This is a genomic window from Planotetraspora sp. A-T 1434 (assembly GCF_025420585.1).
In the GTDB taxonomy this organism is placed as follows: Bacteria; Actinomycetota; Actinomycetes; order Streptosporangiales; family Streptosporangiaceae; genus JAOEGB01.
Map to the genome: position 1 here is coordinate 83,125 of NZ_JAOEGB010000027.1, position 23,464 is coordinate 106,588.

The 23,464-nt window shown below is 72.1% G+C and carries 21 protein-coding genes and 1 pseudogene; 6 read left to right on the forward strand and 16 right to left on the reverse strand.

The window, feature by feature from the left end; translation table 11 throughout:
* Nucleotides 1-158: 158 nt before the first annotated feature.
* Complete coding sequence (locus N5079_RS29035) at nucleotides 159-539, reverse strand: thiol-disulfide oxidoreductase DCC family protein (RefSeq protein ID WP_261587331.1); 381 nt, start codon at nucleotides 537-539, stop codon at nucleotides 159-161.
* Between the two features lie 123 nt (nucleotides 540-662).
* Here N5079_RS29035 and N5079_RS29040 point away from each other — a divergent pair, with 123 nt between their 5' ends.
* From N5079_RS29040 to N5079_RS29060, 5 genes are all read left to right on the forward strand, one after another.
* Nucleotides 663-812, forward strand: a complete 150-nt coding sequence (locus tag N5079_RS29040; protein WP_261587332.1) for a hypothetical protein — start codon at nucleotides 663-665, stop codon at nucleotides 810-812.
* 481 nt (nucleotides 813-1,293) lie between these two features.
* The gene (locus tag N5079_RS29045; protein ID WP_261587333.1) at nucleotides 1,294-2,280 is read left to right on the forward strand and encodes an MvdC/MvdD family ATP grasp protein; all 987 of its coding nucleotides are present in this window, start codon (nucleotides 1,294-1,296) and stop codon (nucleotides 2,278-2,280) included.
* A gap of 2 nt (nucleotides 2,281-2,282) precedes the next feature.
* Complete coding sequence (locus N5079_RS29050; protein ID WP_261587334.1) at nucleotides 2,283-3,383, forward strand: TIGR04500 family putative peptide maturation system protein; 1,101 nt, start codon at nucleotides 2,283-2,285, stop codon at nucleotides 3,381-3,383.
* Nucleotides 3,384-3,487: 104 nt separating this feature from the next.
* On the forward strand, nucleotides 3,488-3,748 hold the full coding sequence (locus tag N5079_RS29055) for a winged helix-turn-helix domain-containing protein (RefSeq protein ID WP_261587335.1): 261 nt from the start codon (nucleotides 3,488-3,490) through the stop codon (nucleotides 3,746-3,748).
* 240 nt (nucleotides 3,749-3,988) lie between these two features.
* Nucleotides 3,989-4,753 (forward strand): SDR family NAD(P)-dependent oxidoreductase, encoded by a 765-nt coding sequence (locus N5079_RS29060; protein WP_261587336.1) that lies wholly within the window; start codon nucleotides 3,989-3,991, stop codon nucleotides 4,751-4,753.
* Here the strand turns inward: N5079_RS29060 and hpnH are convergent.
* The 7 genes from hpnH to N5079_RS29095 form a co-directional block, all read right to left on the reverse strand.
* Complete coding sequence (hpnH, locus tag N5079_RS29065; RefSeq protein ID WP_261587337.1) at nucleotides 4,719-5,723, reverse strand: adenosyl-hopene transferase HpnH; 1,005 nt, start codon at nucleotides 5,721-5,723, stop codon at nucleotides 4,719-4,721. The two genes, N5079_RS29060 and hpnH, sit on opposite strands and share 35 nt — an antisense overlap.
* Complete coding sequence (locus tag N5079_RS29070; RefSeq protein ID WP_261587338.1) at nucleotides 5,723-6,571, reverse strand: hypothetical protein; 849 nt, start codon at nucleotides 6,569-6,571, stop codon at nucleotides 5,723-5,725. Before N5079_RS29070 ends, hpnH begins: the two co-directional genes overlap by 1 nt.
* Nucleotides 6,568-8,508, reverse strand: a complete 1,941-nt coding sequence (shc, locus tag N5079_RS29075) for a squalene--hopene cyclase (protein WP_261587339.1) — start codon at nucleotides 8,506-8,508, stop codon at nucleotides 6,568-6,570. Before shc ends, N5079_RS29070 begins: the two co-directional genes overlap by 4 nt.
* A complete protein-coding gene (gene hpnE, locus N5079_RS29080) occupies nucleotides 8,505-9,851 on the reverse strand; it encodes a hydroxysqualene dehydroxylase HpnE (protein ID WP_261587340.1) in 1,347 nt (448 codons plus the stop codon). Before hpnE ends, shc begins: the two co-directional genes overlap by 4 nt.
* On the reverse strand, nucleotides 9,848-11,026 hold the full coding sequence (locus N5079_RS29085) for a phytoene/squalene synthase family protein (protein WP_261587341.1): 1,179 nt from the start codon (nucleotides 11,024-11,026) through the stop codon (nucleotides 9,848-9,850). Before N5079_RS29085 ends, hpnE begins: the two co-directional genes overlap by 4 nt.
* A 4-nt stretch (nucleotides 11,027-11,030) precedes the next feature.
* On the reverse strand, nucleotides 11,031-12,035 hold the full coding sequence (locus N5079_RS29090) for a squalene/phytoene synthase family protein (RefSeq protein ID WP_261587342.1): 1,005 nt from the start codon (nucleotides 12,033-12,035) through the stop codon (nucleotides 11,031-11,033).
* A 296-nt stretch (nucleotides 12,036-12,331) separates the two neighbouring features.
* Nucleotides 12,332-13,039, reverse strand: a complete 708-nt coding sequence (locus N5079_RS29095) for a polysaccharide deacetylase family protein (RefSeq protein WP_261587343.1) — start codon at nucleotides 13,037-13,039, stop codon at nucleotides 12,332-12,334.
* 9 nt (nucleotides 13,040-13,048) lie between these two features.
* Between N5079_RS29095 and N5079_RS29100 the strand changes: the two genes are divergently transcribed.
* A complete protein-coding gene (locus N5079_RS29100) occupies nucleotides 13,049-14,224 on the forward strand; it encodes an MGDG synthase family glycosyltransferase (RefSeq protein WP_261587344.1) in 1,176 nt (391 codons plus the stop codon).
* Here the strand turns inward: N5079_RS29100 and N5079_RS29105 are convergent.
* From N5079_RS29105 to N5079_RS29140, 8 genes and pseudogenes are all read right to left on the reverse strand, one after another.
* Nucleotides 14,178-15,065, reverse strand: a complete 888-nt coding sequence (locus N5079_RS29105) for a DMT family transporter (RefSeq protein ID WP_261587345.1) — start codon at nucleotides 15,063-15,065, stop codon at nucleotides 14,178-14,180. The genes N5079_RS29100 and N5079_RS29105 overlap by 47 nt on opposite strands.
* A 201-nt stretch (nucleotides 15,066-15,266) precedes the next feature.
* Nucleotides 15,267-16,253 (reverse strand): DNA polymerase ligase N-terminal domain-containing protein, encoded by a 987-nt coding sequence (locus N5079_RS29110; protein ID WP_261587346.1) that lies wholly within the window; start codon nucleotides 16,251-16,253, stop codon nucleotides 15,267-15,269.
* A 33-nt stretch (nucleotides 16,254-16,286) separates the two neighbouring features.
* Nucleotides 16,287-17,447, reverse strand: coding sequence for a cation:proton antiporter (locus N5079_RS29115; protein WP_261587347.1), 1,161 nt, complete (start codon nucleotides 17,445-17,447; stop codon nucleotides 16,287-16,289).
* 8 nt (nucleotides 17,448-17,455) lie between these two features.
* The gene (locus N5079_RS29120) at nucleotides 17,456-17,938 is read right to left on the reverse strand and encodes a cation:proton antiporter regulatory subunit (protein WP_261587348.1); all 483 of its coding nucleotides are present in this window, start codon (nucleotides 17,936-17,938) and stop codon (nucleotides 17,456-17,458) included.
* Between the two features lie 73 nt (nucleotides 17,939-18,011).
* Nucleotides 18,012-21,200, reverse strand: a complete 3,189-nt coding sequence (locus N5079_RS29125) for an ATP-binding protein (RefSeq protein WP_261587349.1) — start codon at nucleotides 21,198-21,200, stop codon at nucleotides 18,012-18,014.
* Complete coding sequence (locus tag N5079_RS29130) at nucleotides 21,200-21,859, reverse strand: hypothetical protein (RefSeq protein WP_261587350.1); 660 nt, start codon at nucleotides 21,857-21,859, stop codon at nucleotides 21,200-21,202. The genes N5079_RS29125 and N5079_RS29130 overlap by 1 nt, the downstream gene beginning before the upstream one ends.
* On the reverse strand, nucleotides 21,852-22,889 hold the full coding sequence (locus tag N5079_RS29135; RefSeq protein WP_261587351.1) for an endonuclease domain-containing protein: 1,038 nt from the start codon (nucleotides 22,887-22,889) through the stop codon (nucleotides 21,852-21,854). Before N5079_RS29135 ends, N5079_RS29130 begins: the two co-directional genes overlap by 8 nt.
* 282 nt (nucleotides 22,890-23,171) lie before the next feature.
* Nucleotides 23,172-23,464, reverse strand: a pseudogene (locus N5079_RS29140) (hypothetical protein); the annotation flags it as partial.

Consider the following 23,464-nt stretch of genomic DNA (forward strand, 5'->3'; position numbering starts at 1 on the left):
CCGGCCGAGCGCGGGTGCGGCACTCGTTCACACGCACACTGCCGCCGCCTACCGGCCGGTGCTGATCGGGAGGGTTCCACCTGACGACCTGGGCCGTGATCACGATCCACTTCCTGCCGCACGTGATCTGCCTGGCGGCCTTCCTGCCGCTGGAACGGCTACGCCGCCGGACGCCTGATTCCGCAGGCGGGGGTTCCGCCGGGCAGCCGCTCGCGGTTGTCGGCGACGAGACGGTAGAGGCCGTGGGCTAGCCACCGGAACGGGGGCGTCCGCAGGATCCAGCCCAGGGGGCTCCACGGCGGCCCGGCGTCGATGAGCAGCTTGGCGACCGCCTGCGCCCCGCCGTACACCCTGGTAGCCCCATCGTCGCTCTCGACCCAGAGGAGCTCGTACCGGGCCCGCTCGGCCGTCGTGCCCAGCGCGGCCAGGTCGGCGAACTGCCATGGGGTGATCCGCGCACCGGTCCGCATCCGGCGCTCGGCGAAGCTCACACATGTCGTACAGAACCCGCAGTCGCCGTCGAAAACCAGGGTTTTCATGACCCGAACCTAGCGCGGCCGGCGACGCGGCGCGGAGGTGAAGGTCCAGCCATGTCCAAGCCGTTCGCAAGACGATCGCTGAACGATGACGGCGACCGGCCTTCCTGCGAAAAGGGGATGGAAATGAGCATTACGAGAACCGAACTCGGCGATCTGTCCGCCGTGGGCACCGAACTCGACGAGAGCGCGCTGCTCGGCATTCACGGCGGCCAGCGGGTCGAGGTCAGCATGGGGACCTACATCGACCCGCCGGGTGTCTGCTGCGCCGACTGACGAAACCGGCCGCATCACGCGGGGACGCCGTTCCTGCGTCCCCGTTTCGTCATTCGGGTGCACGGCTCCATTGGGATGGGGACGCTTTACCGCGCACATGCCCTTTGCGCGCCATCGGAGCCACCACGGCGTCCAGGCTGGACACCCCGGGCTACGGCACCGGCGCCTGCGTGCCGCAACCGAGCCGGCCCTACCTGACCTCGCCACCTGGGGAGCCCAGGGTCGGAGGTGAGCCGCCATGACCACCCCCGCCCAGTCGCTGGGAAAGCTGGTGGGCGCGCCCCGCGCCGCCGAGTGGCGTGGGGCGGTACCGCGCGAGGCATGCGGGGCGGTACGGCGCGGCGCGGGCGGCGCTTGGCGGCGCTTGGCGGGACGGAGGGCGTTCTCCAACCGGTTGCAAGCGAGATCCAAGCGGGGCCTCGCAGGGTGAGGGGACAGCTCACCCACACAGGCCGCACACAGGCCGCACAGGGGGAAACCCGTGTCCGCACCGCACGTTCTCGTCCTGACCGGCGACGGAGACTCGCACGCCGAGCGGGTCGGCGATCTGCTCACCGCGCGCGGCGCCCGCGTCACGGTGTTCGACCATCGGCACTATCCGGCGAAGGCGCACGTCGAGCTGGCGTACACCCGTGGGGAGCCCGTCCGCCGCGTGCTCCGCACCGAGACCGACGTGGTCGACCTCGGCTCGCTGACCGCCCTCTGGTGGCGCCGTCCGCTTCCCCCCGCCGCGCACCCGGAGCTGACCGACCCCGCGGTCGCGGAGCACGCCGCGCGGGAGAGCCAGGCCCTGATCTCGGACCTGTGGGAACATCTGCCGTGCCGCAAGGTGCCCGCGGCGGAGTCCGTGTTCCGGCGGGCCGGGCGCAAGTCGTCGCAGCTGCTCCTGGCGGCCGAGCTCGGCTTCACGATCCCGGAGACGCTGATCGCGACGCGGGCCGAGGCGCTGTGGGACTTCCACGACCGCCACGACGGCCGGATCGTCACCAAGCCGTTCGGCGCGCCGTGGGTCGAGAACCTCCAGGGCGGGGACACGATCTCCCGGTTCTGCGAGCCGGTCTCGCCCCGCGATGTGGCCTACGCGGACGCCCTGCGGTTCTGCCCGGTCATCGTGCAGGAGTACGTCCCCAAGCGGGTGGAGCTGCGCGTCACCGTCGTCGGCCGGCGGGTCTTCGCCGCCGAGATCCACTCGCAGGCGTCCAACCGGTCGCGCCTGGACTGGCGGCGGTACAACACGGACGTCACACCGCACCGGGTGCACCCGCTTCCCTGCGACGTCACCCGGCGGTGCCTCGCCATGGCGGACCGCCTCGGCCTGCTGTACGGCGCCTTCGACCTGATCCTCACTCCAGAAGGCGAGTACGTCTTCCTTGAGGTCAACCCCAACGGCCAGTGGCTGTGGATCGAGGAGCTGACCGGCCTGCCGATCAGCCAGGCGATCTGCGACCTCCTCCTGGAAGGACCCTGATCATGACGAGCGTGACGGAAGCGGCCGCCGGCGCCGCGACGGACGGCGTCCTCGGCGACGCGCTGAGCTGGCTGCGCGAGCTGGACGGAACCACGCCGGACGAGGCGCGTAAGCGGCTCGACGGGCTGCGCGCGGCTCATCCCGGGGTCGGCATGCGGCTGGTGTGGCAGCGCGAGGCCGCCACCGGCGACTACCACTACGACCTGCTCTTCCCCTCCCCCGGTGGCACCGTCTCGCTGGCCTTCGCCCCGGACCGCGCGATCCCCTGGCCGCTGCGCGGCAGTCAGCGGTCGGGGGAGCAGCTCGTCCTCCGGGTCAACGGCGCGGACGTGCTCATCGAACGGGCCGTCTCCCTGCTGGACGCGCTGTGGGACGCCGGGCTGGCGGTCCGCCTGGTCAACGCCTGCCTGGTGGAGGAGGCCGTCGCCGCCGCGCGGGTCGATCCGACCGGATCTCTGACCGGCTCTCTGACCGACGAGGAACTGCAGCGCGCGATGGACGCCTTCCGCCGGGCCCGCGGCCTGCTAACCACACGGGCGACCCAGGCGTGGATGGCCGAGCGGGGGCTCGGCCACGCCCGGCTGGAGGAGCTCGTGGCCGCCGAGGCGGCGGTGGCGTCGCTGCGGGGCCGTGTGACGGCCGGCCGGGCCGAGAGCTACTTCGCCGAGCACCGTGACGCCTTCGACCGCCTCCGGGTCGTACGGCTCCGCTACGCCGACGCCGCCGAGGCCGGGAACGCGGCCGCCCGCCTCCGCGACGGCGAGGACGCGATCGCCCTGGCCGCGGAGGCCATGCTGGGCGGCCTGGCGACCTGCCGGATGGAGGGCAACCACAGGGAGGACCTCGTCACCCTCCACGGCGAGCAGGCCGGGGAGGCACGGGCGGGGGCGGTCCTCGGGCCGCACAGGCTGGACGACGGAGGCTCCGCCGTGACCTGTGTGCTGGCCGTGGAGCCCGCGGCATTGGACGAGATCACCAGGAAGGTCGTCGAGCAGCGCCTCTTCGACTCCTGGCTTCGGGACCGGCGCCGGGAGGCCCACGTGGAGTGGTTCTGGGGCAGCACGGCACGCACGGACGAGCTCACGGCCCGGCTCAAGGCCTGACGACTCCCCGACCGGCCGGCACCGGCTGCCACCGGTCGCCGGGCGTTACCCGATCTTTGCCCGCCGGAGGGGAGAAGGGACCCGAGGGCGGACATCTACGGGTCGTGACCGCGACCATCGACCACGGGTCGCCCGTCCCCGTGCATCAGCAGCTCGCGAGCATCCTTCGCGAGCGGATACTGCGCGGCCAGATCGAGCCCGACCAGCCCATCCCGTCGGAGTCCGACCTCCAGGAGCGGTACGGCCTGCCGCGCCAGGCCGTACGCCGCGCGGTGCAGGTGCTCCGCGACGAGGGGCTCGTCTACACCATCGCCCACCGGGGCAGCTACGTGTCGTCCCGCGCCGAGGAGACCGGCGGCGGCTGAGCGCCCCCCCAACCCCCTTGGCCGTGATCATGCACAGGATCCCGGCCGTGCCCATCACCTGCGCCTCCCTGGCCCGTGATCATGCAGAGGTTCCCCAGGCATGACGCCGACCGGCGAAGACCCGATCCGTGATCATGCACGGATGCACGCTCGCCGGGTTCCTGAACGGCGTCGCCGTTGGGCCGGCCTTTGCCCGCGGCTCGATAACGTGCGTCGTACGAGACGAGAGAGGACGATGACGTGAGGCTCTCGGGCGCGCGGGTGCTGATCACCGGGGCCTCGTCCGGCATCGGGGCCGCGACCGCCCGCGCCATGGCGGCGAGACGTGCCCAACTGGTGCTGTCGGGTCGCGACGAGCGGAGGCTCCGGGCCGTCGCCGGCGAGACCGGCGGCCGGGCCGTCCCCGCCGACGTCACCACTGACGCCGCCGGGCTCGCCGAGCGCGCCGGGTCCGTGGACGTCCTCGTGAGCAACGCCGGAGAGGGCTGGGCCGGGCCGCTCACCGCGATGCCGGACGACGCCGTCGGACGCCTGATCGCCGTGAACCTGACCGCGCCCATCACGCTCGCCAAGCTGCTCCTGCCCGCCATGATGGAGCGCGGACGAGGCCATGTGGTCTTCGTCGCCTCGATCGCGGGCGCCGTGGGCGTGCCCGGTGAGGCGGTGTACTCGGCCACCAAGGCGGGGCTCGTCGTCTTCGCCGAAAGCCTCCGCCAGGAGGTCGCCGGGCCCGTGCCCGGCATAGGGGTGTCCGTCGTGCTGCCCGGCGTCGTGGACACGCCGTTCTTCGCCCGGCGCGGCGCTCCGTACGCCCTCCGTTGGCCCGCTCCGATCCCGCCCGAGCGTGTGGCCAGAGTGATCACCCGGACGGTGGAGCGCGATCGCGCGGAGGCGTTCGTGCCGGGCTGGCTGCGACTGCCCGCCCGTCTGAGAGGCGTCGCGCCCGCCCCCTTCAGGGTCCTCGCCGCGCTCAGCGGCCGCGCATCGCGCGGAGCGACTCCCTGAGCGACCCGAGAGTGGCGAAGACGGCGGTGGGCTCGTACCCGCAATGCGCCATGCAGTTGGCGCACCGGGGGTCACGGCCCCTGCCGTAGGAGCTCCAATCCGTGGTCTCGATCAGCTCCCGGTAGGTCGCGGCGTAGCCGTCCGCCATCAGGTAGCAGGGCCGCTGCCAGCCGAAGACCGAATACGACGGGATGGCCCACGCGGTGCACGGGAAGTCGACCTTCCCTTCCAGGAAGTCGAGGAACAGCGGCGAGTGGTTGAACCGCCATCGCCTGCGGTTGCCCCCGGCGAAGGCCTCGCGGAACAGCTCCCGGGTCTCCCGCACCCCGAGGAAGCAGTCCTGGTCCGGCGCCTTGTCATAGGCGTATCCGGGGGAGATCATCATCTCGTCCACGCGCAGGTCGTCGTTGAGGTAGTCGAGCACCTCGACCACGGTCCGCGCGCTGTCGGTGTTGAAGAACGTGGTGTTCGTGGTGATCCGGAAGCCGCGGCGCCGGCACTCCCGCACCGCCGCGACGGCCTCGTCGAACACGCCCTCCTTGCACACCGAGGCGTCGTGACGCTCGCGTAACCCGTCGATGTGGACGGTCCAGGCGAAGTACGGCGAGGGCGTGAACTGGTCGATCCTCCTGGGGATGAGCAGCGCGTTGGTGCACAGGAAGACGTATCTCTTCCGCGCGACCAGTTCCCGGACCATCTCGCCGATCTGGGGATGCATGAGCGGTTCGCCGCCCGCGATCGACACCATGGGCGCCCCGCACTCCTCCACCGCGGCGACGGCCCGCTCGACGGACATCCGCTGTTTCAGCACGTCGGCGGGGTGCTGGATCTTGCCGCATCCCGCGCACTTCAGGTTGCAGGCGAACAGCGGCTCCAGCTCCACCAGCAGCGGGAACTTCGCGCGACGGCGGAGTCTCTGGCGGAGGATGTACCCGCTGACGCGCAGGCTCTGCCGGATCGGCATCGGCATCAGGACCCGACCTCCTTCGGTAACGCGAAGTGGCGTGCCAGGACCCAGCTCACCCGGCGGAGGGCACGGCAGGCGGCCGGACCTCGCCGCAGGGTGGCCGCACTGAGCAGGGGAAAGGCCGGGGTATCGACGATCACACGCACGACGGCGAACGGCAGGCCGCCCGCCGCGAGCGCGAGGGGGCCGCTCTCCATGTCGACCGCTCGCGCTCCCCGCCCGGCGAGACGGCCGCGTTCCCCGCCCGTCACGATGTGATCGCAGGTGGCCAGCGGCCCCATCTGGACCGCCAGCCCCGCATTCGCCAGGTCTCGGGCCAGGAGCCCGGCCGACGGGCAGGGCACCGCTGCGCCGCCGAAGCGGATCTCGCTCGCCACCAGGACGTCTCCCGGGCGGAGACCGTCGTCGGCGGCGCCTCCGAAGCCGGTCACGGCCAGCGCGCCGAAGCCGGGCAGCCGCCCGGCCGCGCGGACTGCCCGGGACGGCCCGAACCCGGTGCGGACGACCCGCACATCGGATGGGCCCGGAAGGCCGGCGCGGACGGCGAGCGCCTCGATCCGCAGCGCGGCGCAGATGACCAGGCCCCTCTCGGCAACCCCGCCGTTCGCGGAGGCCGCAGCGGTCTGGTGGGTCAGGGCCCGGTCAGGCCCGGGCGTCGCCCCGTACGGCGGCGCAGGTGCCGGCGCAGGCGTCGCCCCGCACGGCAGCGCGGGAAGCTGTGCAGGCGTCGTCCCGTACGGCGGCGCAGGTGACAGCGCAGGCGTCGCCCCGTACGGCAGCGCGGGAAGCTGTGCAGGCGTCGTCCCGTACGGCGGCGCAGGTGACAGCGCAGGTGCCGGCGCGGGCGTCATGGCGGCCCCTCCGGGGCTCCGGCCTCTCCCCCTCCGTCGTGGAGGCCGAGGTAGCGGCCGAGGGCGCTGATCGGGAAGACGAGCCGGTAGAGGTGGTAGTTGATGTAGAAGTCGCCGGGGAATCCGGTCCCGGTGAAGTGAGGCTCGTCCCAGGTGCCGTCAGGACGCTGGCGGCGGATGAGCCAGTCGACGCCCCTCTCGACCGCCGGGGTCCGCTCCCCCGCCGCGAGCAGCGCCATGAGCGCCCACGCGGTCTGGGACGGCGTGGACTCGCCGCGCCCGATCCAGGCGGGATCGTCATAGGAGCGCATGTCCTCTCCCCAGCCGCCGTCGCCGTTCTGGTGGGCCTCCAGCCAGGTGACGGCGCGCCGTACGCACGTGGCGTCCGGGCGCACGCCCGCCGCGATGAGGGCGGGGAGCACAGCTCCGGTGCCGTACACGTGGTTCGCGCCCCAGCGGCCGAACCACGATCCACCCGGTTCCTGTGCCTTGAGCAGCCAGACGACGGCCCGCCGTACGACGCCGGAACCGGCGTGTCCCTCGGCGGCCAGCGCCTCGACGACATGGGCCGTCACATCGGCGGACGGCGGGTCGATGACGGCGCCGAAGTCGCAGAACGGCAGGCGGGTGCACAGTTCACGAGTGTTGTCGGCGTCGAAGGCCGCGAAGCCGCCGTCTTTGGAGGCCATTCCCGTCATCCAGCGCAGTGCGCGGCCGATGACCGGCCGCACGCCCGGATGGTCCACCCGTCGCAGGGCGAGGATCGTCTCCGCGGTGTCGTCGACGTCCGGGTACCAGTCGTTGTCGAACTCGAACGCCCAGCCGCCCGGCGGCAGCGACGGCCGCCGCACGGTCCAGTCGCCCGGGCCCCTGATCTCCTGGCATGCCAGCCACGCGGCGGCCTTGGCCAGGGCGGCGTGGCCGCCGGGGAGGCCCCCGTCGAGCAGGGCGTTCATCGCGAGGGCGGTGTCCCACACCGGTGACTGGCAGGCCTCCAGCCTGCGGCCCCTCTCGTCCCGGATGGTGAACCGGTCGAGCCCCTCGACGCCCCGCCGCATCACGGGATGGGCGATGTCGTAGCCGCACAGGTTGAGGGCGATGAGGGAGTACACCCACGGGGGCTGGATGCCGCCCCAGCAGCCGTCGAGCTCCTGCCTGGCCACGATCCACTCGGCGGCCCGTCTCATGGCGGCGCGCCGCAGGCTCCTGATCGGCCGTCGCTCGTATCCGTGCAGCGCGCGGTCGAGAGCGGCGAAGACCGTGTCCCAGCCCGGCACGGCGTTCCCGCTCGGCGCCGCGTCCCGGCCCGGCCGTCGGCGGGTCTGCGAGGCACGTCCGGTGCGCAGCTCGGCGAGGCCGAACGGCAGCGGGCGGACCGGCCGCCGCGCGCTCACGATGGTGAGCGGCACGATCGTCTGCCTGGCCCAGCAGGCCCAGTCGTAGACGTTCAGCGGGAACCACGACGGCAGGAAGATCAGCTCGGGCGGGAGGACCGGCAACCTCTCCCAGGGCCACTGCCCGAACATCGCCAGCCAGATGCGGGTGAACACGCGAGCGCCCTCGATGCCGCCTGCCTGCCGTACGAAATCGGCCGCGGCGCGCATGTGCGGGGCGGAGGGGAGGTCACCGGCAAGCCGCAGCGCGGCGTACGCCTCGACCGTGGTGGAGAGGTCGCCCGGCCCGCCGTGGAAGTTGGCCCAGGTCCCGTCGTCCCGCTGCTCCGAGCGGATCCAGCGGGCCGCCTCGGCGGTGTCCTCAGGCGTGCGGATGCCGAGGAACTCGCGGAGCAGCAGGTCCTCGGCGTCCATGGTCACGTTCGTCTGCAGCTCGCCCTTCCACCACCCTTCGGGCGACTGGAGGCCCAGCAGGTGGTCGCGGGCCGCGTCCAGGGCGAGCCGTACGCCGGAGGCGGGCGGGGCGGCGCGGAGCGTGGTCATGACGGCGACCCGTTGACGTGTCCGAGGCCCAGGTGGCGCCTGACCAGCCGGGCCGCGTGGAGCCCGCTGCGGACGGCCCCCTCCATCGTGTCCGGCCAGCCGGTGTCGGTCCACGCGCCGGCCAGGCACAGCCCCGGCCAGCGAGTCGCCGCCGCCGGGCGGAGGGCGCCGCTGCCGGGCGCCTGGCGGAACGTCGCCCGCCGCTCCCTCGTGACGAAGAAGTCGGTGACGCGCGCCCGGCTCGCCTCGGGGAAGAGCCGCTCCAGTGCGGGGACGAACTCGGCCCGCACCCGCGAGACCGACGTGTCGATCCACTGGTGCGCGGCGGACACCGACACGGTGAGGTACTGTCCCTCGTCCAGGCCGCCGGCAGCCGTCTTGTCGAAGACCCACTGCACCGGTGAGCCGACGACGGCGGCGAACGGCAGGCGGGTGACCGGCCGGTCGTAGACGACGTGCACGTTGACGATCGGGCTGGCGTCGAGGCCGCTCCATCGTGCCCGGTCGGGGGCGGCCTGCTCGGGGACGAGTTTCGCGGCCTGCTCGTGGGGCGTCGCCATGATGACGGCGGACGCCTCGATCCTGGTGCCCTTCACGACGATCGCGGGCCCCGGCTCGACCGCCTCGACCCTCGCCGACAGCCGCACCCTGCCGCCGCTCTTGACGATGGCTGCCTCCGCCGCCGTGCTGTGGAGCTCGCCCAGCGGCACGAACGGAACGCCGATGTCGGCGGCGTCCGCCCGGCCCAGCAGGGCCGTCTGAAAGACCATCGCCGCCGGTCCGAGGGCCGCCTCGTCGGCTCCCACGTTGAGGGCCGCCACCGCGAACAGCTCCCAGAGTGCCTGCCTGGCGGCGGCACGCTGGCCGTGGGCGGCGAGCCAGCTGCCCAGATCGATCTGGTCGAGGGCCGGGTCCGCGGGGTCGAGCCTGCGCAGCGCGAGGGAACCGCGCACCGCCCGAGCCCGGTCCGCCGGGCGGAGCAGGGAGTACGTCGCGAGCGCCGGAAGGAGGTGGAGCGGCCCCGGCAACGCGGCGCGGCGCAGACGGCCGGTCCGCCCGTCGGGCGTGAGGACGGGCACGTCGAACCGGTCCTGGAGACGCACCCGCCGGGAGCCGTCCAGGCGGTCGAGCAGCCCCCGATAGGCCGTGCAGCAGCGGAGGAAGACGTGCTGGCCGTTGTCGACCGCGAGCCCGTCCCGCCGGAAGGAGTGGGCCGCGCCACCGAGCCGGGGACGAGCCTCGTAGACCGTAACGGGGCACCCGGCCTCCCCCAGCGCCAACGCGGCGGCGATGCCCGCGAGGCCGCCGCCGACGATCGCGACCGGTGCCGCCGGGGCGCTCATCGGCCGGCTCCCGCGACGGCCCGCGCGGCGATCATGGCCTTCTGCCACGAGGGGACCGACAGGCGCGCGGTCAGCACGTCGGCCGGGTCCGCGGCGATCCGGGCGAGAAGGCGCTGGTAGATGCCGGCCATCACCCCGGCGCAGGCGGCGCTGCGCCGGTCGAGCAGGGGCAGCAGGCGCGTGCCGGTCGTGTACCAGCCGAGCGCCCGGTCGGCCTCGAACCGGATCAGCTGGGCCAGCCGCTCCGGTGGGTCGGCGAACCGGCCCGAGGAGTCCAGGTCGAGAGTGCATCCGAACCGTTCGAGGTCCTCGGCGGGCAGGTAGGTCCGGCCGGCGAGGCGATCCTCGTACAGGTCCCGGAGGATGTTGGTGAGCTGGAGCGCCACCCCGAGGGCGTCCGCCAGCCGCGCGGCCTCGCTCTGTCCCTCTGCCGGGCCGTCCGTCCCGGCGCGGCGGGTGGAGGCGCCGTTGATCCGGGTGCCGTTGACTCGTATGACATTGGAGCCATCGCCCACGGAGCGGATGATCCTGACGGCGGTGTCCTGGACAACGGGGTCCTGGATAACGGCGTCCCGAATGTCGGCGTCCCCGCGACGGCCGGTCCCTGTGTTCGGGGTGCTCGTGTTCGGGGTCCTCGTGTTCGCGGTCCTCGTGTTCGCGGTCCTCGTGTTCGGGGTGCTGTTGTCCCAGGTGGTCGTGTTCCCAGTGTTCGTGTCCCGCGCGCCTGTGTCCCGGGTGCTCGGGTCCCGGGTTCCGAAGACGCCCAGGGAGAGCCGCCCGATCGATCCGGCGACGCGGCGGCAGTAGGTCAGCAGGTCGTCGAATCGCTCGTAGGCGGCCCCGTTCACGTCCGCCTCACAGCCGTCGATCAGGTCCTCGAACGCCGCGAGCGGGATCGGGTAACGGCAGGCCGCGTCGTGCAGCGCGACCAGCACCGGGTCGCCCGAATCGGGCGGGAGGTCGCGGAGCGCCGCCCGCGCCTTCTTCAGCGAGGACAGCCGCTCGTCCGCCGGGCCGTCACTGTCGCCGATGTCGTCGATCCGCCGGGCGAACGCGTAGACCGCGCTCAGCGCACGCCGTTTGGGCCCCGGGAGCAGCCGGATCCCGTAGGAGAAGTTCCGCGCCCGCAGTCGGACGACCTGTTCGCAGTGCCGGTAGGCATCGGACGCGGTCACAGGTTCACCTCTGTCTCGCGAGCACGCGCAGCCACGCGCTCAGCAGTCCTGTACGGCGGGGCCGCACCGCCCGTCCGAGGACGTCGTAGCCCTCGCGTTCCAGCGCGGCGACGGTGGCGAGGCCCCCCGCGACGTAACCCGCCACGGCGATGCGGGGAAACCCGGTCAGCGACGCCACGAGCGGCCCGCCCTCGTGGAGCAGCCGCCGGGCGCGCGTGACCTGAACCGCGACGACCCGGCGCACGCGGGCAGGCGTGGAACCGCCCATCGCCCCGCCCCCCAAGACACTCTCAGCGCCGCCTGCCAGCCCAGCCGCCAAGCCACCCGCAGCGCCCCCCGCCGACCCGCCGGCCAAGCCATCCGGAGCGCCGCCCATTGGCGCGGCCGCCAAGACACCCGTGCCCGCAGTGCGGCCCGCGGCTCCGCCCGCCAGGTCGCGCTCAGCGCAACCGAAGTGACGGAGGTCCTCACCGGGGAGGTAGACACGGCCGCGGGCGTAGTCCTCGCCGACGTCCTGGCAGTGTTCGAGGATCTGGAGCGCCGAGCAGACCCGGTCCGACAAGGCCAGCCGCATGGGAGACGCCGCGCCGAATATGTGCAGGACGATGTGCCCGACGGGATTGGCGGACAGGTCGCAGTAGGCCAGCAGGTCGGCGAAGGTGCCGTATCGGGTCACCGTCTGGTCGTGCCGGTTGGCCTTGACCAGTCGATGGAACGGCTCAGCCGGCACGGAGCAGGCCCCGACGGTCGGGGCGAGCACGCGGGTGACCGGCAGGCGCGGAACGCGCCCGGTGTAGAGGCGGTCCAGGTCGGCCTCGACGGTGTCGAGCAGGTGGGGCCGTTCCGCGGGCGCGGCCTCGTCGCCGATGTCGTCGACGAACCGGGCGAAGCCGTACACCGCGAGGAGGTGGCGACGGTGCTCACGCGGCAGCAGCCGCGACGCCACCGGGAAGTTCTCCCGGCGTGCCGTGAGCGCGACGTTGCGGACGTCGCCTCCCCCCGAAGACATGCATTCAGGGTCTCCGCCGCGAGAGACCGCAAAACACCACACCACGCCCATGGGCTTTTACGCGGGTGACTCCGCGCAAGGGCTATCTCGCGCGACTGGTCGCCCTCTCCGGGACATGACCAGAGGGTTCTCCCCGTCACGCGGCGCAAACGCGGACGTGCCTTTCTCCTCCGTTTGCGGAGCGGGCCAGGAGTAAAGCCTGCCGCCCTCAAGCGCGCCCCCTCCCAGGCACGCGCGCGGCTGACCTCGGGAAGGAAACGGGGTACGGCGGCCTGAGAAGCCACCCAGAGACGCGGTCAAGCGAGGTAGCCGTGATCAGACAGTGGCCCGACCCGCAGCCCGGCGGAGCGGCAGCGATCCACCAGCTCCCCGAGGGCTCCGAGCGCCGACCGCCACGCGCCGGGAGCGGAGGTGTGGTCAGAGTCATGCAGCAGGATGGTGGCCCCGCCGCGCAGGCCGGGTCCGAGGGTCGCCAGCACGGAGGCGGGGGTGGCCGAGCGCGTCCAGTCCTTGGCCCAGGCCGTCCAGAGGACGGGTCGCAGCTCCCAGCGGCGGGCCGCGACCAGGGTTTCGGCGCTGAGGACGCCGTAGGGCGGCCGGTACCACACCGGGCGGACGCCGGTGACGGCGGTGACGAGGCCGGCGGCCCGGCCCATCTCGGCCGTCACCCGGCCCGGGCGGGTGAGGAGCGCGTTGTCGTGCCGCCAGCCGTGGACCGCCATCTCGTGACCCTCCTCGGCGATGCGGCGGCCGAGGGCGGGGCTGCGTTCGAGCATCTCGCCCAGGACGAAGAACGTGGCCCGGCAGCGCAGCCGCGCCAGCTCGTCGAGGAACCAGGGGGTCGACTCGGGGCCGGGCCCGTCGTCGAAGGTCAGCGCGACATGGTCCCGGGCTCCCACACCGGCGAGACCGGGCAGCCCGCGCCGTACGGCGGGCAGCCAGGTGGCGGCGGGGCCGGCGTGCAGCAGCGCCATGCCGGCGATCCCGAGCGCGAGGCGATTCATCACCTTCAAGTGTCCGGGACGCGGCCGGCGACACCGGCGCGGGGTGGGGTGCTCATCCTGACCGCGAGCATGGGGGCCGGGCACGACGGCGTCGCGGTGGAGCTGGCCAGGCGGCTCGCCGAAGGCGGCGTCCAGGTGGAGGTCGCCGACGTGCTGGAGTTGCTGCCGATGCGGCTCGGGCCCGCGCTGCGCCGCTGGTACGGGTGGATGATGCGCTCCGCGCCCTGGCTCTACGCCCTGATCTACCGCGTCTTCTTCACAACCGGCCCGCCGGACGGCCGGCCCGGCCCGGCGTCGCCGCTGACGGTGCTGGCGGCGAACCGGCTGCGGCGGCTGGTGCGCCGCCGCCCGCCCGCCGAGGTCGTCTCGACCTTTCACCTGGCCGCGCAGGCTGCGGGGCACCTGCGGGGGCGTGGGAGGCTCCCCGTCCCCAGCACGGTCCTCGTGACCGACTTCGCCGTCCACGGGCTCTGGCTGCATCGGGGCAATGACAGGTACCTGTGCGCCGTCCCCGCCTCGGCGCTCGCCGTGACCGCCGCGACCGGCCGCCCGGCCCATCTCCACGCGCCCGTCGTACGCCCCGAGTTCCGTACGGCACGTGCTGATCGAGAACGGGCTGATCGAGAACGGGCCGAACCAGAACGGGCCGAACCAGAACGGGCCGATCCTCAACGGATCATGCCACGGATCGGCGCGGATCCAGGCGACCGGCTGGTGCTGGTCTCGGCGGGCTCCTGGGGGGTGGGAGACGTCGAGAAGACCGCGCGGGTCGTGGCGGGCTCGGGGCGGTACGTGCCCGTCGTGCTCTGCGGGCACAACGACGCCCTGCGCCACCGGCTCCAAAGGTCCGGGAATGGCATCGCCCTCGGCTGGCGGGACGACGTGCCGGAGCTGCTGGCGTCGGCGTACGCGTTGGTGGACAACGCGGCGGGGCTGACCTGCAGGGAGGCGTTCGCGGCGGGCGTGCCCGTCGTGTCCTACCGCCCGATCCCGGGGCATGGCCGGGACGGCGCCCGCGCGATGGCCGCGGCGGGGCTGAGCGACTACGCCATGAGCGCGGCGGAGCTGCTCGCCGCCCTCGATCGGCTCGACGGGACCCCCGAGCGCGACCGGCGGGTCGCCCGGGGATCGGCGCTGTTCAGCTCTGCCTCCGCCGAGTCTCTTCTCGGCTGCCGCTCTGAATGACCCGTTGGGCCCGCACCAGGTCGGCGGTCGACCGCGACAGCAGGACGCTGCCGTAGAGGATCAGGCCGATCCCGGCGGCTTCAGGCACGACCCACGGACCCGACCGGACGTCCTCGCCGAACAGTGCCACGCCGAACAGGATGCTGGCCACGGGGTCGGTCACGGTCAGCGCGGGCTGGACGGCCACCAGCGTTCCGCTCTGGAAGGCGTTCTGCAGCAGGAAGACGCTGCACAGGCCGGCGGCCACCATGGAGTAGAAGAGCCAGGAGGTCAGCACGGCGGGCGGGTCCTCGGTCAGGATGCGGATGGTCTCCTTCATGAGCGCCGCGGTGAAGGCGAACGCGAGCGCCGCCGCCACGCCCAGTAGCGCCGCCCGCGGCTCGCCCCAGCTGAGCCTCGCGGTCGCGACCAGGACCCCGACGAGCCCCGCAGTCACGACGGCGGCCAGCCACCATACGTACGTCTCGGGGACGTCGTGCCCCTCGGCCGGGCCGGCCGCGATCAGGAACATCGCGAGCCCGAAGGTGAGGAGGCCGACGGCCAGCCACGTCACCGGCCGGACCGGGAACCGGAACGTCCACGCCGCGAGGACCAACGCGATGGGCAGCTCGGTGATGAGCAGCGGCTGCACCAGGGAGAGCCCGCCGAAGCCCAGCGCGGCCGCCTGGAAGACGAAGCCGCCGGTCAGGGCGAGAATGCCGCCCAGCCACGACGGACGCCTCATCAGGTCCAGGATCAGGGCCAGCCGGAACGCCTCGCTCGCCGGCGCGGTGCGGGCGGCCCGGCGCTGGAGCACGGAGGCGACGGCGTTGCAGGCCGCGGCCAGCAGCGCGAGTGGCACGGCGATCATGATGCTCGACTTCCGGGCGGCTTCCCCCATACCGACCACGCGTCACACCGCGGCGCGGAAGCGGTTTTCCCTCATTCGTCCCCGCATCCTAGCCGGTCAACCCGGCGCGCCAGGCCGCCGGGTCGCGCCGCGCACGAGGCGACCGGCGTCGAGAGCCGAGCTAGGCATGGACGGGAGCGGCGGGGCCGGGAGCTATACGGGGACGAAGACCCAGGACGGGGACTCCTCGCCCGGCTCGTACGGCGAGTCCAGCCGCTTGCCGACCACTCCGGGGAGGCCCTGCTCCTTCGCCGCCCGCCGTACGGCCTGGGCCTGTCCCGGCCAGCTCGGGGCGGTCTGCCAGCGCGGGCCGCCGATCGCCAGCTCGTCCAGCGTGGCCCGGCGACGCTCGTACGGCTCGGTCAGCAGTACCCTGCCGTCGTCGTAGACCGCGTCGTAGCAGACGTAGACCGGCGTTCCGCCCAGAGTGACGATCTCTCCGTCGAGGACCACGGCCCGGCTCCCGAACGATGGGGCCATCGCCCGCAGCCAGCCGTTCTTCCCGGTGATGTCCGCCCCGTCGGCGGAGCGCAGGGTGAGCCTGCCGCCCTCGATGTACGCCAGGGCGCGTGATCCTCCCCAGGCGAACTCCCAGGCGTACCGGTCGACGTCACGAGGGACCTTGGCCCTGGTCACGGGCGTCATCGGAGCGAGCGACGCGGGGGCGGGCTCCCACGAGCCGTCCGGCGGGTCCATCCGGTGGATCATCCAGTTCCGGCCGCGCGTCTGGAACAGCACGTATCGCCCCGAGGCGCGGGAGCCGTGGAGCACGACCTTGACCTCGCGGTCGCTCCACTTCTCGGTCTCGTAGTTCCCGCGGTCCCAGATCGTCATGGTGCCCCCGCCGTACTCTCCCTGTGGGATCTCGCCCTCGAACCGGGCGTACTCGATGGGGTGGTCCTCGGTGTGCACGGCGAGGTGGTTGGTGCCGGGGTCCGGGGGCAGCCCCTTCGGAATCGCCCAGGAGACGAGCACGCCGTCGCGCTCCAGCCGCAGGTCCCAGTGGAGAGACCGCGCGTGGTGCTCCTGGATCACGAACGTGTCGTCGTCGCCGTGTGGCAGCGGCCCCTCTTCGGGGATCGGCTCACGCGTGCGCCGGGGGTCGCGCTTTCCTCGGTAAGGCTCCAGTTTGTCCGCCACGCCGATGGTCCTACCCGCGTGGCGGCGGAGAGATCAGGCCCGCTTGGCGATCGCGGTGATCAACGGCTGGACCAGGCGGGCGGCCAGCGGGCCGAAGGCCGCGAGGATGAGAACGTACGCCGCCGCGACCGGCCCCAGATCGGGATGGGCTCCGGCGGTCACGGCGAGGCCCGCGATGACGATGTTGAACTCGCCGCGCGGGATCAGCGCCATGCCGGCACGCACCCGCCCCGCCCGCGCGATGCCCGCCCTCCGGGCGGCGTACGCCCCGGTGACCAGTTTGGTGACCATGCTGACCAGCGCGAGCAGCGCCGCCAGCCCGGCCACCGGACCGATCGTGGCCGGGTCGGTCTGCAGACCGAAGAAGACGAAGAACATGGCGGCGAACAGGTCCCGCATCGGGATCAGCAGCGCCTGAGCGTCCTCGGCCAGTTTTCCGGACAGGACGATGCCCACGAGGAACGCCCCCACGGCCGCCGACACGTGCAGTTGCTGCGCGACCCCGGCGACCAGCAGCGCGAGGCCGACCATCTTCAGCACGAGCACCTCGGGATTGGGTCTGGCCATGAACACCTGGATGAGCCTCCCGCCGCGGAGCGCGACCAGCAGCACCACGCTCACCGTGGCCAGCGCGATCCCCACCGTGAGCGCGCCGCCCAAGAAGCTCAGCCCCGCCAGCATGGCGGTCAGGATGGGCAGGTAGATCGCCATGGCGAGTTCCTCGAACACCAGCAGCGACAGCACGACCGGGGTCTCGCGGTTGCCGATCCACCCGAGGTCGGACAGGATTCTGGCGGTGATGCTGGAGGACGTGGCATAGGTCACCCCGGCCATGGCCACGGCGGCGACCGGGCCCCACCCCAGCAACAGGGCGCAGACCGCCCCGGGCGCGGCGTTGACCACCACGTCGACGATCCCCGCGCGGGAGTTGCCCTTCAGGCTGGTCACCAGCTCATCGGCGGTGTACTCCAGACCGAGGGGCAGCATCACGAGAATGACGCCCAACTGGGCGCCGACACTGACGAACTCCTTGCTGGTCGTCAGGGGCAGGATGCCTCCCGTGCCGAACGCGAGTCCGGCGATCAGGTAGAGCGGGATGGGCGAGACGCCGACGCGCAGGGCCAGCGCCCCCAGCACACCGAGACCCAGCAGAACCGCGCCGAACTCAAGAAAGAGAATCGCCGTCTGGTTCACCCGGCGACCTAACCGTTGGCGATGATGTCGGCGGCGGCCCCGGTGCCATCCGGGCTGCCCACGACGACCACGACGTCGCCTGCGGCCAGCGGGAAGCCGGGAGCGGGGCTCGCGAAGACCTGCCCGGCGCGGACGACCGCCACGATCGAGGCGCCCGTGCGGGTGCGCACCCGCGCCTCTCCCATCGCCCTCCCGGCGTACGGCGAGCCGGGCGCGATGGGCAGCTGGAGGCTGACCAGGCCCTCGACCTCCCGGTGGAGGTCGTTGAGACGCTGCACGATGCGGGGCGCGCCCAGCAGCTCGGCCAGCGCGTCGGCCTCCACGTCGTTCAGCTTGACGGTCTCGCAGGCGCGATCGGGGTCGCCGGGATCATAGATGACCAGGTCACGACCGCCCGCACGGTGGGAGACCACCCCGATCCGCCGCCCGTATCGCGTGCTGAACTCGTGCCGCAGCCCGATCCCCGGCAGCGCTGTCTGCTCGACCTCCACCTGTCCCCCAAAGTGCGCAGACCGCCAGTTATCGCCCTCACCGTACCAATTCGGGCATTCGTTGCGGTTTGCGCTAGAGGGAGATCTTCGCCCTTTCGATCACCTCCTCCGTCGTCAGCGGGCTCTTCGGGTGGTGGCTGAGGCACAGAGGAGCCTGCATCTTGCGGAACGCCGCGCCCTCGGCGGCCGCGTAGAACTGGCCGGTGCTCAGCTTCCCGATGTCGGCGATGGCGCTGCCCTTGGCCCGCGCCATCTCCTTGGCGGCCTCGATCTGGACCGGGACGTTCAGCAGGCCGAAGAACTGGGTGGCGGCGTTCCCCGGGATCCGGTTGTGCAGCCCCTTGGGCGCCTGGGTGGCGAAGACCAGGCCCAGGCCGTACTTCCGCGCCTGCGACGCCAGTGCCAGCGTGCTCTGCGTGCAGGCCGTCATCCCGCCGGACGGCGCGAACGTCTGCGCCTCGTCCATCACGAACAGGCCGCCCAGCGGCCGATCCCCGGCCGGGTGTCTCTTGATCCAGGCGAACAGCGCCATCTGCAGCTGGTTGACGAAGCTCTGCCGCTGGCTGTCCGACTGCAGGCCGACGAAGCTGATCACCGACACGCGGGCCCTCTTTCCCGCCGGAGGTGTCAGCAGCAGACCGGGGTCCACGGGGGTGCCGGCGCCGCCGAACAGCGGGTCGTTCACCATCGCGGCGGTGAGGAGCTGGGCCAGGTCGGCCGCGATCTTCTCGGCGTTGTCGAGCCTGCTGACGCCCTCCGGCAGCGACGACAGTAGCTCCACGAGACCCTTGAGGCCCGTCCCGCGCCTACGCCCGTAATGCCGTACGGCCTCCCGGAGCACCGCCAGCCCGAGGTGGGCCTTGTGCGTGTTCGCCAGCAGCTTCACGCGGGGCGCGATGGACGCCACGGCCGCGTCCACCGCCTCGCCGAACTCGTCGGCGTCGTCCAGGACACTGCCGAAGTCGGGCAGCGGCTGAAAGCTGAGCGGGCGTCCTCCCTCACGCCGCGGCGTCCAGACCACCACGTCGGTGTTCGCGAAGTAGTCCTCGGCCTTCGCCGCGTCTTCCGCCGTCCACTGGGCGGGTGCCTCGGGCCACCTGTCCCCCAGGCGCGCCAGGTCGTTGTTCGGGTCGAGCACGATGGCCGACACGCCCTGCAGCGCGCACTCCTCGACCAGGCGGCGGATCAGCACTGTCTTGCCGGACCCCGACCCGGCGAAGATCGCCGTGTGCTTCCGCAGCGCCTCCAGCCCGACGCTCACCGTCGCGCCGTCCGTGATCGCCACGCCAACCGGAATGTACGGCCCGGCGCCAGGCGTGGCCACCACGGGAGGCGCGATCTCACCGCCTTCCCGGAGACCTCCGCCGGCCTCCGGCTTAGCCCGCTCGGCGGCGTTCTCACCGGTGCCCGGACTGCGCTCCGACCCCTGTCCGGCCGGAACGGCCAAAGCGTCGCCAAGGGCCTCAGAGAGCACCGTGACCTGGCGAACCGGCCTACGGTCGGCGAGCCAGGCGTGGAGGTGCGGGAGGTTCTCGGCCAGAAGGACCCGGAGCGCGGAGAGGACCTTGAGATCCCCTTCCGCGATTGGGAGTGTCCTGCCGCCGGCCCGCTCGAAGGCCGCGATGGTCTCCTGCGTCTTGGCTCCGGGCGACCACGGTGTCCTCCGCAGCAGGAACAACCGGCGCTTGGGGACCTCGGCGTTCAGCCCGGCCGCCACGGAAGCGCTGCGCACGCGGTGAAGGGCGGCGATGGCGTTGCCTGAGGCTATCGCGCGGAAGCTCCAGTGCTCCTCGTCCTCGGTGGCTTCGTCCAGGCTGCGCCGGAGCCGGGCGTGCAGGGGCGGCTTCGCGCTCGGCGGCGCGTCCTGCGTGAACGCCCGTCCCGCCTCGCCCTGCTCGGCGATCCAGGCGGTGAGACCGGCCGACAGCAACCCCGGCATCACCGCGTCCTCGGTCGCGGCGTCGATCGCCGCCGAGATGTCCGCCGCGTCCCTGAGCTGGGCGAACCGGGCGTCAAGGGCGGCCAGCTCATCCTCCCTGCCCACCGGTTCCACCCGAGAAGGATCATCCGGCTCCACCGATTCAGGAGTGATGAAGCTCGCCAACTCCGTGACCTCCCCGCTGAGGCGGCACGACCGGATATGGCTGTCAATCTTGATCAGAAGCTGTCGTGGGGTGAAACCCGGAGCGTCGTCGAGGGCGGACGGCTTCACCGGCCACGTCGGGTACGGCGGGCGGAAGCCGGCGGCCCGGAACTGCTCCCCCAGCCGTTTCTCGACGAGAGCACGACCCGTGTCGGCGTCGGGAATCGTCTTGAGATGGACGGGCTTCCGGAACCGATCCTGGACGGTGTCGGTGGCGTACTTCTCGATCAGCACCCATGTGGCCGGAATGCAGGACAGCACGGTCAGCGTCCGGCGCGTCATCTCCCGGAGCGCCATCAGGCCATGGGCCACCTGCTCGATTTCCAGCGCTTCCCGCCAGTCGATCTTCCCCTGGTCGTCGGTCAGGGTCGCCTTGGCGATGAGGGAATCGATCTGATCGACCGCGATGATGGACGGTCCAGTAAGGGCGAGGAGGCGGGACAGATCCCTGACGATCTCTTGCGGCGACTTCTGCCCCTGTCGTATGCCCCACTTCGCCCGCTCTCCCGGCTCCCCCTCGGGCTGAGATCCAAGGAAGCTGTCACCGATCGCCTGCACGTTGAGATCGGTGGATGCGCACAGGACCAGTGCCCTAGCGGTGTCCTGGCCTTCCCTGCCCACACGACGGTCGAAGTGCCATAACGCCTCGATGAAGGTGTCGAGGGCTTCCACGGACAGCGGCCCGTCCCCGATCACCTCCCGCCGGACCATGCGCGGCACTCCGACCATTTGCGACAGGCGGCGCAGGAACATCTTGAGCTGGCTTTCGCCGTCCAGTTCACGCGAGAGGCCGTCGAGAAGCGACACGACGACGCTCTCCCAGAAGGTCCTGGCGTCCAGCAGACTCACCAGGAAGAAGTAGCCGCCGTCCCCCTGGACCTTCTCGCGGACCCAACCCAGCAAGTGGGTTTTCCCCGTGCCTCGCTGCCCCTGGATGACGAGGCCGATCGGGCTGGAACCGCTGCTCTCCGTCGCCTCGGCCACACCGTCCAGCACGGCTTGCGCGATGTTCAAATGAAGCGCCCGCACATGGAACAGCGACGGACGCCAGACGTCATCGGCCGCGATCACCGTGTTGAACCTGAGGGCCGCCAGAGCGCCGAGTTCGCCGGTCGCCATCATGCCCCGATCGACAGGTGGTGCTTCTGCTGGTCACCGATGATCACTGCGGCGTCGCGGTCCCTCGCTGAAAGGTCTTTCTGGTTCGACTCGGGGATGATGTTCACGTCAGGCATGCGGTTCATCCGCCGCAACTCCTGATCGACCTCCGTTCCCGTGGCACCGTCGAGTAGGGGCCGGAGCTCCGTGAGGCTCACCCAGGCGCCCGGCTTCTCCGCGAGCTGGGCGTAGACGGCGCGGATCCGGGTCTCAAGCTCGGAGGCAGTGGACTCCTCGGGCTCGGGTGATGCAGCGGAAGCAGGCTCCTCATGGGGACCGAAAACGTCGGCGAGGCTCAGGTCGGTTCGGCTCAGGACGTTGCCCATGCCCGCCGCGAGGACGCGGACGAGGATGCCGGCCGACCCACCCGGGAGGGAGATCGTGCCCGCGCGCAGTTCCTCGGCCACGCGAGCCCAGCCCCCGTCCGTCAGCACATGCGTGAACGCGCGCCCCTGCTTCCAGCTCTCGATGAGCTTCTTTTCATTCAGGTTGCGTCGCTCTTTGCCGCTGATCGTCACGCCGTAACGCGCCATGAGGTCGAGATTGGAGACTTCTCGGGCCTCCAGCATCAGCACCAGGAGCGCCGCTGTTTCGGGGAGGGACAGTTTCGGGTCAGGCATATCGTGATCCTTCGAACGTTCCAGCGCGGCGGTCCTGGAGGAACCGTTCGATCTGAACGACCACCGCGTCTGTGTCAGTCATAACGTGGGCATTGGTGAAGCGCAGCACGGCGAAGCCGTCCAGTTGGAGTTGCACGTCCCGTCGCCGATCGGCTTCGAAGTTGCCGCGCACGCGATGCTCGGGGCCGTCGATCTCGACGACGCACCGCTCGTCCCGCCAGAGCAGGTCCACCCGGATGGGGTTGGTGAGCGGGCCGGACTGGTGGGTCTGGTTCCACGCCCGGCCACGGGCCCATTCGCGAGACGCCAACGCCGCCTCCAGTGCCTTCTCCGCGCTGCTCGCCGGGTGCGGCATGCCGGCCACCGCCGGGAACCTGAGGGCCCGCGCGGCCGTCTGCGGAACGTCGAGGGGGACCGGGGCCGTCTCGGTGGCCGGCCGCCGTACTGTCATCGCCTCGACCCGATCGACGGCGAGCAGCGGGGCGCCGGTGAGCCACATGCCCAGCTCACCCCGGTACGCCAGCCATTCGCAGCCCGAGACGAGCGCCTCCTCCTCCGCCACGGTGAGCCCCGGAGGCACGTGGACGAGGAGCGCCGCGCGCGAGCGGCGGAAGCCGGCGGCGAGCACGCGGGCCAGCCCGGCGGCGCGCACCTCGGGAGCGAAACGGGTGGGACGGCGGGCCGCGCCGGCGAGGGACGTCTCGGCGAGCTGGGCCAGGAAGGGCCCGAAGTGGCCGCTGCCCGACGCCAGCCGGAACGCGAGGGCGCGGACGGCGCTCACTCCCGCTCCTCCGGCCGTGATGCCCTCCGCGCCGGGCAGCCATGCCGGATACAGCCCGGCGGCGGCCGTTTCGAGCTGGGACAGCACCTCCGCGACCAGTGCCGCCGCCGAAGGCGCCGGGGCGGCGAAGTAGGTCGCTATCGCGGGGGCGTCTTCGGGAAGCGGATCAATGGACAGCGTGAGGGCGTCCGGGTCCGGGGCGTCGAGACGCACCACCCGGGCCGCCGGCAGCTCTGCCCATGACCACACCAAGCCGCGTTCCTTTGATCGGCGGATAACTTCGACCTCGCAAGTTATCCGCGGTGACCATGGTGGTGCACGGGTTTTGCCGAATGCCCGGAAATTTCCTGATACCGCATTAAATGTCGACGCCCGTCCGCCTCAGCAGGACCGAATTCCCTTGGTTCCCCCGCTTCCCGTGGTTCCGGTGGTCCCGGTGGTCCGGAAGCGGGCGCGGTAGACCATGGGGGTCAGCCGGGTGAGATGCCGCACGCTGAGGCCCAATCTCACCGACATGGCGGGAGCGAATGATCAGCGGCGGTCGACGTTCGCCTCGTCCATGAGCCGCCGAAACCCGCCGCCCTGCCGCCCCGCCGCCCGCAGCCGGACACTGAACTGGGACTGTCCCCCGGGCCGGTGCATGAAGACGACGAGGTGCTTGCCACGGTGCGCGGCGCCATGTCGGCGCCGAGCCGTACGCCGCTGCTGGTGCGGACGTCGGTCCCGCCCAGGGACGCCAGCCGCAGCCGGTAGGCGGCGCCGTGCTCGTTCGCCTCCGCCGAAGACCTCCAGTGGCCCGGTCACGTCGAGCAGCCGCACGCCGT